This is a genomic window from Paraburkholderia unamae (genome assembly GCF_003268775.1).
Taxonomy (GTDB): Bacteria; Pseudomonadota; Gammaproteobacteria; order Burkholderiales; family Burkholderiaceae; genus Paraburkholderia; species Paraburkholderia unamae.
Genome location: NZ_QLSU01000006.1, coordinates 19,537 through 32,188 on the forward strand (window position 1 = coordinate 19,537; position 12,652 = coordinate 32,188).

Annotated in this window: 11 protein-coding genes; 10 read left to right on the top strand and 1 reads right to left on the bottom strand. The window is 67.3% G+C overall.

What is annotated here, in order from left to right:
* Positions 1-26: 26 nt before the first annotated feature.
* The 10 genes from hypB to C7401_RS11545 all read left to right on the top strand — a co-directional run bounded on the left by hypB (position 27) and on the right by C7401_RS11545 (position 11,379).
* Positions 27-1,151: a hydrogenase nickel incorporation protein HypB gene (gene hypB / locus C7401_RS11500; RefSeq protein WP_258396991.1), complete on the top strand. Its 1,125-nt coding sequence runs from the start codon at positions 27-29 to the stop codon at positions 1,149-1,151.
* A complete protein-coding gene (locus C7401_RS11505; protein ID WP_112171510.1) occupies positions 1,148-2,323 on the top strand; it encodes a Kae1-like domain-containing protein in 1,176 nt (391 codons plus the stop codon). The genes hypB and C7401_RS11505 overlap by 4 nt, the downstream gene beginning before the upstream one ends.
* Positions 2,314-2,580 carry a HypC/HybG/HupF family hydrogenase formation chaperone gene (locus tag C7401_RS11510; protein WP_112171511.1) on the top strand — a complete coding sequence of 89 codons (267 nt, stop codon included), beginning with the start codon at positions 2,314-2,316 and terminating at the stop codon, positions 2,578-2,580. The genes C7401_RS11505 and C7401_RS11510 overlap by 10 nt, the downstream gene beginning before the upstream one ends.
* Positions 2,577-3,713, top strand: a complete 1,137-nt coding sequence (gene hypD / locus C7401_RS11515) for a hydrogenase formation protein HypD (protein ID WP_112171512.1) — start codon at positions 2,577-2,579, stop codon at positions 3,711-3,713. Before C7401_RS11510 ends, hypD begins: the two co-directional genes overlap by 4 nt.
* Positions 3,710-4,786, top strand: coding sequence for a hydrogenase expression/formation protein HypE (gene hypE / locus C7401_RS11520; protein ID WP_112171513.1), 1,077 nt, complete (start codon positions 3,710-3,712; stop codon positions 4,784-4,786). The genes hypD and hypE overlap by 4 nt, the downstream gene beginning before the upstream one ends.
* A gap of 139 nt (positions 4,787-4,925) precedes the next feature.
* Entirely contained in the window at positions 4,926-6,413 is a 1,488-nt protein-coding gene (locus C7401_RS11525) for a sigma-54-dependent transcriptional regulator (protein WP_112171514.1), read from the top strand.
* Positions 6,410-7,429 (top strand): NADH-quinone oxidoreductase subunit B family protein, encoded by a 1,020-nt coding sequence (locus C7401_RS11530; RefSeq protein WP_112171515.1) that lies wholly within the window; start codon positions 6,410-6,412, stop codon positions 7,427-7,429. Before C7401_RS11525 ends, C7401_RS11530 begins: the two co-directional genes overlap by 4 nt.
* Positions 7,430-7,434: 5 nt before the next feature.
* Entirely contained in the window at positions 7,435-8,892 is a 1,458-nt protein-coding gene (locus C7401_RS11535) for a nickel-dependent hydrogenase large subunit (RefSeq protein WP_112171516.1), read from the top strand.
* Positions 8,893-8,959: 67 nt separating this feature from the next.
* Complete coding sequence (locus C7401_RS11540) at positions 8,960-10,375, top strand: sensor histidine kinase (RefSeq protein ID WP_112171517.1); 1,416 nt, start codon at positions 8,960-8,962, stop codon at positions 10,373-10,375.
* Positions 10,376-10,818: 443 nt separating this feature from the next.
* Positions 10,819-11,379, top strand: coding sequence for an acyloxyacyl hydrolase (locus C7401_RS11545; RefSeq protein ID WP_112171518.1), 561 nt, complete (start codon positions 10,819-10,821; stop codon positions 11,377-11,379).
* 44 nt (positions 11,380-11,423) lie between these two features.
* Here C7401_RS11545 and C7401_RS11550 read toward each other — a convergent pair whose 3' ends face one another.
* Positions 11,424-12,575 (bottom strand): porin, encoded by a 1,152-nt coding sequence (locus C7401_RS11550; protein ID WP_112171519.1) that lies wholly within the window; start codon positions 12,573-12,575, stop codon positions 11,424-11,426.
* Between the last annotated feature and the right edge of the window lie 77 nt (positions 12,576-12,652).

The window sequence follows — 12,652 nt, forward strand, 5'->3', positions numbered from 1 at the left end:
ATCGGATTAGCGCAAGGAGAAGCAACATGTGCGTGGTATGCGGGTGCAACAGCACCGGCGATCGGCAAAACGCCGCTCAGGGGCACGAGGGCGCGCAGGCGCACGGCCACTCCGGTTCTCAATTCCACGCCCAGCCGGGTGCAGCGGGCGCAGCGGTGGCTTCGGGTGCTTCGGGCGAGGACCTGCACTACGGTCTCGGGCCCGCGGGCGTGACGGTGCCCGGCCTCGACCAGGGGCGCACCATCAAGCTGGAGCAGGACGTGCTGGGCGAGAACAATCGCCATGCCGCCGCCAACCGGCAGCACTTCATGGCGCACGGCGTGCGTGCGCTCAATCTCGTGTCGAGCCCCGGCTCGGGGAAAACGACGCTGCTGTGCGCCTCGATCGCCGCGCTGCGCGAGCGGATGCCGGGCCTTCCCGTCGGCGTGATCGAGGGCGACCAGCAGACGGCGAACGACGCCGAGCGCATTCGCGCGGCCGGTGCGCCCGCGATCCAGGTGAACACGGGCAAGGGCTGCCATCTCGACGCGGCGATGGTGACGGCGGCCTTCGGGCGGCTGCCGCTGCACGACCATGCGCACGAGCACGAGCACGAGCACGAGCACGAGCACGAGCACGAGCACGAGCACGAGCACGAGCACGAGCACGAGCACGAGCATGGCCATCACCACGAGCACGGTCACGGCCACCACCATGACCACAAGCACGAACATGAACACGCGCCCGTCGCGACCAAAGCACCCAACACCCCGCGCAGCGTGCTGTTCATCGAGAACGTCGGCAATCTCGTTTGCCCCGCGCTGTGGGACCTCGGCGAAGAGGCGAAGGTCGCGATCCTCTCGGTGACGGAGGGCGAGGACAAGCCCCTCAAGTATCCCGACATGTTCGCCGCCGCGCGCCTCATGATCGTCAACAAGATCGACCTGCTGCCCTATGTGCAGTTCGACGTCGAGCAGTGCATCGCGTATGCGCGCCGCGTGAATCCGTCGCTCGAAGTGATCCGGCTTTCGGCCACGACCGGCGAAGGCCTCGATGCGTGGCTCGACTGGATCGCGCGTGCGCGCGACCCGATTGCCGAGCGCATCGGCATGCTGGAGAGCGAGCTTGCGGCGCTGCGCGCGCAGCAGCGGCGCTCGGGAGGCGCCGCATGACGGCGCGTGTGCAGCATCTGCCGCATGCCCTCGGCGATCAGACGGTGCTCGCCACGGGCGCGTGGCTGAAGAACGCCGCGTGCGTGTGCATCGGCGGCGAGGTGCACTGGTCGCCGCTGCACGGCGATCTCGACGACCCGGCGCACTGCGTGGCGCTCGATGCGTCGGTGGCCGCGCTCGTCGAGACCGCCGCGCGCGCGGGGCGGCCCGTGCGCGCGATCGCGCACGATCTGCATCCCGACTTCTACAGCACGCGCGTCGCGCTCGAATGGGGCGAGCGGCTCGGTGTGCCGACCGTCGCCGTCCAGCATCATCACGCGCACATCGGCGCGGTGGCGGCCGAGCACGGGCTGAACGAGCCCGTCGTCGGGCTTGCGCTCGACGGTGTGGGCCTGGGCACGGACGGCGCCGCGTGGGGCGGCGAACTGCTGGAAGTGGCGCCCGCCGGCTGGCGGCGCCTCGGCAGTCTCATGCCGCTTGCGCTGCCCGGCGGCGACGTCGCGGCGCGCGAGCCCTGGCGCATGGCCGCCGCCGCCTTGCACGCGCTCGGGCGCAGCGACGAAATCGAGCCGCGCCTTGCGGCCGCCGTGGGCGAGAGCGCCGCGCGCACGGTCGGTGTCATGCTCGCGCGCGGCCTCAATTGCCCGCCGAGCACCGGCGCGGGTCGCTGGTTCGACGCGGCGGCGGGACTGCTCGGCGTGTGCCTGCGCCAGCGCGCCGAAGCCGAGGCGGCCATCGCGCTCGAACGGCTCGCAAGCGGCTACCTCGTCGCGCACGAGGCTCCCGCCGTGGCGGGCCTGTGGCGAGTCGCGGACAACGGCGAGCTCGACCTGCGCGCGCTCCTCGCCGAGTTGCTGACGCTCGCGGACGCGGGCGAAGCCGCGCGCGGCGCGGCCGTTTTTCATCTTGCGCTGGCCGAGGCGCTCGCCCACTGGGCCGCGCACGCCGCGCAGGGGCGCGCCGTGCTGTTGGGCGGCGGCTGCTTTGCGAACCGGCTGCTCACCGCGCGCCTGCGCGAGTCGCTCGCGGCGCGCGTGGTGCGCACCCTCATGCCCGAGACGGTGCCCTGCGGCGACGCGGGCCTGGCGCTCGGCCAGGCCTGGGTTGCCGCAAACGATCCGCAGGTGTTATCCCTTCCCACGACCGCACGAGGAGTCAGCGCATGTGCCTAGCCATTCCCGCACGGCTCATCGAATGGTCCGACGCCGAAACCGGTGTCGTCGATCTCGGGGGCGTGCGCAAGACGGTGTCGCTCGCGCTCGTGCCCGACGCGCGCCCAGGCGATTACGTGATCGTGCACGTCGGCTTCGCGCTGGGCGTGATCGACCCCGAAGAGGCCGAGCGCACGCTCGCGCTGTTCGGCGAGGTCGCCCAGTCGCTTGGCGAGGCGCATGACGCGTCCGTCGCGCAACCCGGAGCCGCGCAATGAAATACGTCGACGAATTCCGCGACGGCGAAATCGCCGCGCGCATTGCCGGGCGCATCGAGGCGGAGACGCAGACCGGGCGCCGTTACCACTTCATGGAGTTCTGCGGCGGTCATACGCACGCGATCTCCCGCTACGGCGTGGCCGATCTCCTGCCTGACAACGTGCGGATGATCCACGGTCCAGGCTGCCCGGTTTGTGTGCTGCCGATCGGGCGCATCGATCTGGCGATTCGCCTCGCGCTCGAACACGGCGTGATCCTGTGCACCTATGGCGACACGATGCGCGTGCCCGCCTCGGACGGCCTGTCGCTCCAGCGGGCCAAGGCGCGCGGTGCGGACATCCGCATGGTGTATTCGCCGCGCGACGCGCTGCGCATCGCACGCGAGCATCCGGAGCGCGAGGTCGTTTTTTTCGCCATCGGCTTCGAGACCACCACGCCGCCCACGGCGCTCGTCGTGCGCGAGGCGGCGGCGAGCGGCGCGGAGAACTTCAGTGTGCTGTGCTGCCATGTGCTCACGCCCGCCGCGATCACGCATCTGCTCGCCGCGCCGTCCGTCGACGCGAACGCGGTGCCGCTCGACGGCTTCGTCGGCCCCGCGCACGTGAGCATCGTGATCGGCTCCGCGCCTTATGAGGCTTTCGCGCAGGGGTATCGCAAGCCGGTCGTGATCGCCGGTTTCGAGCCGCTCGACGTGATGCAGGCGATCCTCATGCTCGTGCGCCAGGTCAACGACGGCCGCGCCGAAGTGGAGAACGAATTCGCGCGCGCCGTCACGCGCACGGGCAATGCGGCCGCGCAGGCGCTCATGCAGGACGTGTTCGAAACGCGCGAGTCATTCGAATGGCGCGGCTTGGGCGAGGTCCCGGCGAGCGCGCTGCGCATTCGCCCGAAGTACGCGCGCTACGACGCGGAAAGCCGCTACGAACTCGCCTACCGGCCCGTCGCCGATCATCGCAAGTGCGAGTGCGGGACGATCCTGCGCGGTCTCAAGCACCCGCGCGACTGCACGCTGTTCGGCACCGTCTGCACGCCCGAGAATCCCATGGGCTCGTGCATGGTGTCGAGCGAAGGCGCGTGCGCCGCGCACTACTCTTATGGTCGTTTCAAGGATATCCCGGTCGTCGCAGCATGAGCCCAGCCCAACCCTCTCCGGTCAAGCCCGCCTACGTGCGGCCCCTGAACTTTCGCGACGGCCGCATCGACATGGGCCACGGCGCGGGCGGGCGCGCGTCGGCGCAACTGATCCGCGAACTGTTCGTCGCGGCCTTCGATAACGAGTGGCTGCGCCAGGGCAACGACCAGGCCGCGTTCGCGCCGCTCGCGCCCGGCCCCGGCGAGCGCATGGTGATGGCCACCGACGCGCACGTTGTCTCGCCGCTGTTCTTCCCGGGCGGCGATATCGGCAGCCTTTCCGTGCACGGCACCGTCAACGACGTCGCAATGGCGGGCGCGCGGCCTTCGTATCTCAGCGCGAGCTTCATCCTGGAGGAAGGCTTCCCGCTGGCGGACCTGCGCCGCATCGTCGAGTCGATGGCCGCGGCGTCGCGCGCGTGCGGCGTGCCGATCGTGACGGGCGACACCAAGATCGTCGAGCGCGGCAAGGGCGATGGCGTGTTCATCACCACGACCGGCATCGGCGTCGTGCCCGCGGGCATTCATATCGACGGCTCGCAGGCGCGGCCCGGCGACGTCGTGCTGCTCTCGGGCACGATCGGCGAGCATGGCGTGGCGATCATGTCGCAACGCGAGGGCCTGGGCTTCGAAACGGAGATCCGCTCGGACAGCGCCGCGCTGCACACGCTCGTGGCGGACATGCTCGCCGTCGCGCCCGGTGTGCGCGTGCTGCGCGACCCCACGCGCGGCGGGCTTGCCACCACCCTCAACGAGATCGCCGGCCAGTCGGGCGTCGGGATGCGCATTCAGGAGCGCGCGATTCCCGTGCTGCCGCAAGTCGATGCGGCGTGTGAGCTGCTGGGCCTCGATCCGCTTTATGTCGCCAACGAAGGCAAGCTGGTCGCGATCTGCGCAAGCGACGACGCGCCGCCACTGCTCGAAGCCATGCGCGCGCATCCGTTGGGCGCGGCGGCGGCGCGCATCGGCGAAGTGGTCGAGGACGCGCACGGCTTCGTGCAGATCGAGACGAAATTCGGCGGCCGGCGCATTGCCGACTGGCTCTCGGGCGAACAACTGCCGCGGATCTGCTGATCCTGTTTGCCTCGATGACGCCGGTGGTGACGATAAGTATCGGGAGACTCAAGGTATGATTGCGGATCGTCCGCCCTCCAGTCGCGTTGCGCTCGCGGGGAGCCCTGAAAGACCGGTTCCCCACGGCTTCGATCAAGCAATGAGTTCGCCCGTCCCCGCCAGTCCCGCCACGCTCCCGCTGCGCCAGCCCGCCACCGTGCTTGTCGTCGACGACGAGCCGCGCTTGCAGGAGACGACCCGGCGCGTGCTGGACGACGAGTTCGAGGTGTTGACGGCGGGCTCCGCCGACGAGGCGCGCGCGATCCTCCAGGAGCGCGCCGTCTCCGTGATCCTGTGCGACCAGCGCATGCCGGGGCAGACGGGCGTCGAATTCCTGTGCGAGGTGCGCGAGACCTGGCCCGACGTCGTGCGCATCATCGTCTCGGGCTACACCGATTCGGAAGACATCGTCGCGGGCATCAACCGGGCGGGCATCCACCAGTTCATCCTCAAGCCCTGGTTGCCCGATCACCTGATCGATACCGTGCGCCAGGCCGCCGAGGCCCAGTCGCTCCAGCACGACATGCGCCGCCTCGATCTCGAACTGCGCGGCAGCGTTCCGCTGTTGCGGCGGCGCAGCCATGAAAAGCTCGCGCGCGTGCAAAGCGAGTTCGGTTTCGATTCGATCGTGCGCTCGCCGGGCAGCCCGCTCGACCCGGTCTGCGTGCTCGCCGCGAAGCTTGCGCGCTACGACCTGTCGCTGCTCATTCTCGGCGAATCGGGCACGGGCAAGGAACTGCTCGCGCGCGCGATCCATTACGCGAGCCCGCGCGCGGCGGGGCCCTTCGTGGTCGAGAACTGCGCGGCCGTGGCCGACACGCTGCTCGAATCGGAACTGTTCGGCCACAAGCGCGGCGCGTTCACGGGCGCGTTCCAGGATCACACGGGCCTGTTCCAGCAGGCCAACGGCGGCACGATTTTCCTCGACGAGATCGGCGACATGTCGCTCTCGTTCCAGGTCAAGCTGCTGCGCGTGCTCCAGGAAGGCGAGGTGCGTCCCGTGGGCTCCACGCGCGCGGTGCCGGTGGACGTGCGCGTGATCGCCGCGACGCATCGCGACCTGGAACGCGAGGTCGAAGCGGGACGGTTTCGCGAGGACCTGTACTATCGGATTGCGACCGCGACGCTCTCGATGCCCCCGCTGCGCGAGCGCAGCGGCGACCTGGTGCCGATCGCGCAGAAGCTGCTTCAGGACATTGCCGGTCAGGTTCCGCAGCGCGGCGGGCTGGCGTTCGCGGGCAACGCGCTGGCCGTGCTGCTCAGCTATCCGTGGCCGGGCAATATCCGCGAGCTGCGCAACGAAATCTACCGGGCGGTGGCGCTGAGCGACGACGACCTGATCCGCGCGGACGCGTTTTCGCCGAAGGTGCTGCGCGGGCAGCCCGCCACGCCGGGCGCCTCCGGCATGGTCATGCATGCGACGACCGGCACCCTGCAAGAACGACTCGACGCGATGGAGGCCATGTTGATCAAGGAAGCGCTGTTGCGGCACCGCTGGAACAGGACGCGTGTTGCCGCCGAACTGGGTCTCTCGCGCGCCGGGCTGCGGCAGAAGATGCAGCGCTTCGGGCTGGAGGAGCGCACATGAGCACGGCGGCAACGGGCGCGTTCAACGTGCTGTGGCTCCAGTCGGGCGGCTGCGGCGGCTGCAACATGTCGCTGCTGTGCGCCGATACGGTCGATTTCGCGGGTACGCTCGTGCGCGCGGGCATCCACGTGCTGTGGCATCCGTCGCTGTCGGTCGAAACGGGCGCCGAGGCGCAGACCATCCTCCAAGCCTGCCTTGACGGCGAGATCGAACTGCACGCGCTGTGCGTGGAAGGCGCGATGCTACGCGGTCCTAACGGTACGGGGCGCTTTCACGTGCTCGCGGGCACCGGCGTGCCGATGATCGACTGGGTTGAGCGGCTTGCGCAGGTCGCGCACTACACGGTGGCGATCGGCACGTGTGCGGCGTTTGGCGGCATCAGCGCGGGCGGGGCGAATCACACCGAGGCGTGCGGCCTCCAGTTCGACGGCGAGCGGCCCGGCGGCCTGCTCAGGCAGGCTTACCGGTCGCGCCGCGGCCTGCCGGTCGTCAACGTCGCGGGCTGCCCCACGCATCCCGAATGGGTGCTCGACACGCTTGCAAGCCTGTCGATGAACCTGCTCGATGCAACGGGGCTCGACGCGCTCAACCGGCCGCGCTTCTACGCCGATCAGCTCGTTCATCATGGTTGCACGCGCAACGAGTTCTACGAATACAAGGCGAGCGCCGAAAAGCCCTCCGACCTCGGCTGCATGATGGAGCACATGGGCTGCAAGGGCACGCAGGCGCACGCCGACTGCAATACGCGCTTGTGGAACGGCGACGGCTCGTGTACGCGCGGCGGCTACGCGTGCATCAACTGCACCGAGCCGGGCTTCGAGGAACCGGGCCACCCGTTCCATCAGACGCCGAAGATCGCGGGCATTCCGATCGGCTTGCCGAGCGACATGCCCAAGGCCTGGTTCGTCGCGCTGGCTTCGCTTTCGAAGGCCGCGACACCGAAGCGCGTGCGCGAGAATGCGACGGCGGATCACACGAAAGTGCCGCCCGCCGTGCGCTCTACCGTGCGCAAGTAGGCCCCATGTCCCGGCTCGTGATCGGTCCATTCAATCGTGTCGAAGGCGACCTCGAAGTGCGCCTCGATATCGCGCACGCGCGCGTGACGAGCGCTCACGTGAACGCCACGATGTATCGCGGCTTCGAACAGATTCTCGTGGGGCGGGAGCCGCTCGACGCGCTCGTCTACGTGCCGCGCATCTGCGGAATCTGCTCGGTGTCGCAAGGCGTCGCGGCTGCGCGCGCGCTCGCTAGTCTCGCGCACGTGAGCCCGACGCCGAACGGACTCATCGCGACGAATCTGATGCTGGCCGCCGAAAATCTCGCGGACCATCTGAGTCACTTCTACCTTTTTTTCATGCCGGATTTCACGCGGCCCGTGTATGAGGGGCGGCCGTGGCATGCGCAGGCGGTCGAGCGATTCACGCCGTATCGCGGCGAGCGCCATCGCGTGGCGCTCGCCGCGCGGCAACGCTGGCTGCGCCTGATCGGCACGCTCGGCGGCAAGTGGCCGCATACGGGCTCCATCCAGCCGGGCGGCAGCGCGCGGGCGATCGAGCACGGCGAGCGGTTGCGCCTGCTTGCCTGCATCGGCGAATTCAGGCAATTTCTCGAAGAGACGCTGTTCGCCGCGCCGCTCGAAGAAGTCGCTCAACTCGACAGCGAAGCCGCGCTCGACGCCTGGCGCATGCGCGCGCCGCAGCGGGGCGACTTGCGTTTCTTCCTCTCGATCGTCGCGGATCTCGGGCTCGACAGGCTCGGGCCGGGGCCGGGCTTGTACCTCTCGTACGGGGCGTACCCGCAGCCGGACGGCACGCACGCGCTGAGCGGCGGCGTGTGGGACGCTCAAGCGAACCGGCTCGATGCGGTCGATCTGGCGGCCATCACCGAGGACGCCACGCATGCGTGGCTCGACGACGCGGGAGGCCCGCGCCATCCGTCCGTGGGCGTGACCGCGCCGCTGGCCGACAAGCCCGGCGCCTATACGTGGAACAAGGCGCCGCGCCTGAACGGCGCGGTGCTGGAAACGGGGGCGATCGCGCGCCAGTTGACCGACCGGCATGCGCTGATCGCCGATGCGACCGCGCGTTGCGGCGGCACGGTGTACACGCGCGTGCTGGCGCGCCTGCTGGAACTCGCGCGCGTGGTGCCGATGATGGAGCAGTGGGTGAAGGCGCTGGCGCCGGGCGAGCCGTACTTCGCGCCATTCACGCTGCCGCACGAAGGCAGCGGCGTGGGGCTGAACGAAGCGGCGCGGGGCAGCCTCGGGCACTGGGTCGAAGTGAAGGGCGGCCGGATCTCGTGCTACCAGATCGTTGCGCCGACCTCGTGGAATTTCTCCCCGCGCGATGCGTCGGGGCGGCCCGGCGCGCTGGAGGCCGCGTTGGTCGACGCACCGGTGCAGCCGGGAGAAACGACGCCGGTCGCGGTCCAGCACATCGTGCGCTCGTTCGATCCGTGCATGGTCTGCACCGTGCACTGAGGCCGAGCGCCGCCGAAGCCGAAGCAGCAGCCGTAGCCGTAGTTGCAGCGAAACCCTTACGAATGTCATGGCACGCAACCCATCCCATCGTCGCGATCGAACCCCGAAGCGCCAGAACACGCCAGGCGAGGACGCGCTCAGCCGCGCCGTCGCCAGCGGTGACGCGCCGCTCGGGATCGAGGGGCTCGACGACGCGGCCTGGCTGGAAGTCATCCACAAGATGGACGAGGTGTACGCGCAACTCGTCGAAGACGAAATCGCGCTGGAAGAGAAGAACGCGCAGCTGGAGCAATCGCAGCAGTTCATTCTCGGCCTGCTCTCGTCGATGTCGGACGTGCTGGCCGCCTGCAACGAGCGCGGCGAGATCGAGGAAACCAACGCCGCGCTGTGCGAGTTGCTCGGGCAGCCGGACAGCGTGTTGCGCGGCTCGCGTTTCGAGCACTGGCTGGCCGACGAAGCGAGCGCCGCCGCGCTGCGCGAAACGGTACGCGCCGGGGCACCCATGCGAGACGCCGGAATCGAGCTGAATTTGCGCAGCCGCGACGGCGTGGCCGTGCCCGTGGATTTCAGTTGCACGCCGCGCGGCGGGCCGCGTGGGCGGCGTGTCGGCTATCTGCTGGTGGGGCGGCCGATGGGCGAGCTCAAGCGCGCGTACCGGCAGTTGCGCGAGGCGCACGAGGCGCTCAAGCAGGCGCAGCAGCAATTGCTGCACTCGGAGAAGATGGCCGCGCTCGGCCGGCTCGTGGCAGGTGTGGCGCACGAGCTGAACAATCCGATCAGTTTCGTGCTGGGCAACGTGCACGTGCTCAAGCGCTATGCCGAGCGCCTCACGCGCTTCGTGGACGCTTCCGCGCAACCGGCCACGCCCGCGGAGCGCGCCCGCTTGCGCGAGACGCTGCGCATCGATTCGATCCTGACCGACCTGCCTTCGCTGATCGACGGCACGATCGAAGGCGCGCAGCGCACGGCCGATATCGTGATCGCGCTGCGGCGATTTTCGGCGGTCGATCGCGAGGAGCGCGTGGCCGTGGACCTGAACGATGTCGTGGAGCGCGCGATTCAATGGATCCGCAAAGGCGCGGGCCCGGACTTCGATGTGCACTGGACACGCGGCGCGCCGATGCTCGTGCGGGGCAATCCCGGCCAGTTGCTCCAGGTGCTGATGAATCTGATCCAGAACGCCTGCGACGCCGCCACCGGCGCGCAGCGCGAGCGCCCGGAATTGTGGATCGAGCTGGCCTGCCGCGAGGGCAAGGTGCGCGTGACGATACGCGACAACGGCCCCGGCATTGCCGACGAGCATCTGCCCCACCTGTTCGAGCCGTTTTTCACGACCAAACCGCCGGGCCGTGGCACCGGACTCGGTTTGTCGATCAGCTATGGCATTGTCGAGCGCCACGAAGGCCGGCTGACGGCGCGCAATGCGTCCGATGGCGGCGCGGTGTTCACGGTCGAAATTCCGCAACTGAGCGCCGAGGCGTGAGCGGCCGCGTCGGCCTGCGCTTACGCAATGAAAGGTCGATACGGTATCAGCCGATCGATTGAGATTAATCGCGAAATAATCATTTTCCTCTTTTGAAAAAGAAGCCAATTTATCTTTAAGAAGAGAAATGATGGACATACTTTTTCCGTGAATTATTTCGTTAAATATGCCTTTATAATTATGGCGGATATTGAAACGATGCAATGCGGGAATTCACATTTATTCTCCTCATCTCTATTGTTAGCATGATTGCTCATCGTTACCAAGCGAAGCGATGATGTTTTCCCCCGCTTAACCTCCTGCAACCTCGCACGGAGGTTTTTTTTCGCACCGTTTGCGGTATTTGCCGCGTTGTGGACCTTCGGCGCGGTGGCGAAAGAAGCGTCGATCCGGCTTTCGACATGCCGTCGATCAACCGGGGACTGGATGCAAAAGCAAAAAGAATGAGGAAGAAATTGAAAGAAGGAAGGCTTCGGCTTGGGGTGCTGTTTGCCGTATTGTGCGCGAGCACGACGTCTGCCTATGCGGACCAATGGGGTGTTCAATTCGCCGGCGGTGTGGCGGATCACAACGTTCGTAAAGCCGATCTCGGTATTGTTTGGGACCCGGGACTGAGCTGGTGGGAAATTGGCGGCTATCATTTCACCGTGGTGGGTGAAGCGCATGCCGCCTACTGGGATATTCAGGAAAAACCGGGCTCGCATCCGAACCTTTGGGAATTCGGGCTCACGCCGGTGTTTCGCTTCATCAAGAGTTCCGGTTATGTCCGGCCATTCGTCGAAGCCGGCGTGGGCGTGCGACTGCTGACTCACGTGGATGAAACGCCGGACCGTAGCTTCTCGTCTTCGTTTCAGTTCGCCGACATGGTGGGCGTGGGCGCGCAGTTCGGCGCGCACCAGAACTACCAGGCCGGCTTTCGCTTTCAGCATTTGTCGAACGCGGGTTTGAAACACCCCAACCCAGGCATCAACTTCAGTCAGGTCTATCTTCAGTACAACTTCTGATTGCGTTGTCGTGGAGACCCGATGCCGGAGCGCTGCCGAAGCCGTTAGAAGCGGGTGCGCAACCCGGCCGTCGCCACCACCTGATTCGCGGTGGAGGATGCACCGCCCGACGTGTTGATGAACGCGACGTACTGCTTGCCGCTCACGTGCTGGTACATGGCTTCGGCGTAGACATCGGTTCGCTTCGAAAGCGAGTAGATCGCCTGTGCGTTGACCTGATTCCACTTCGGGTCGGCGCCATAGGTCGTGCTGCCGGTCACATGGCCGTCCGTGTAGGCGTACGCGATGCCGAGCTTCAGCGCCGGGGTCACCGTATAGCGGCCGTTCAGTTCGAAGTTGTCGAAGCGCACTGTGCCGTTCGCCGAGCCGAACGACTTCGTGCCCTGGTACTGGCTATGGGAATACACGAAACCGAGCACGGCCGGACCCACCGTGTAGTTGATGCCGGCGGCGGCCACGCGCTGCACGTCGGCGCCGAGCAGGAATCCGGCCGTGCCGTTGGCCGTGGACTCCGCCGTGTCGATCGCGCCGGTCGTGTTCGTGCTGTTCGAGCCGTTGATCTGGAGATAGCTGGCCGCCACTTTCAGCGGTCCGTTGCCGTAGCTCGCGCCCACGCTGTATGCGCGGTTTGCGCTGAAGTCGGTGCTGTTCGAGAAGGCATACAGGCCGCCGAACTTGAAGCCGCCGATATTCGGGCTATTGAATTTGACGGCGTTGTTGATGCGGACCGAGTAGTCGAGATTGTCGTTGTCGAACGGATGGGAGAAGCCGGTCTTGCCGAACGTCGACGCCACTTCGGACAAGGGCGCGACGAAATCGACGCCCGAGTCGTACTGGCGGCCGAGTGTGAACGTCCCGTAGCGGGCGCTATCGAGGCCCACATAAGACTGCCGCCCGAAAAAGCGGTTGTTTTGCCCCATCTTGCCGTTCTGCACGTTGAAGCCGCTTTCCAGCACGAAGACCGCATGCAGGCCGCCGCCAAGATCCTCGCTGCCGCGCACGCCGAACTGGCTGCCGTTGATGTTGCCGCTGGTGGCCTGGACGAGCGAGCCCGCGCTCGTTCCTTTTTTTACGTTGTTCGTGTACATGAGCCCGGCGTCGATCAGGCCGTAAAGCGTGACGGAATTTTGCGCGTGGGCGAGTGGCGCAAGCAGGCTGGTTGTGACCGCCGCGCCCAGGAGAAACTTCTTGGACAAGGTTGACTCCGGGAAAAATGAGGGCACCGCGAGGTGTGCGAAAGGGAAGGGCGATCATAGGAGCGGGTGGATTTCAC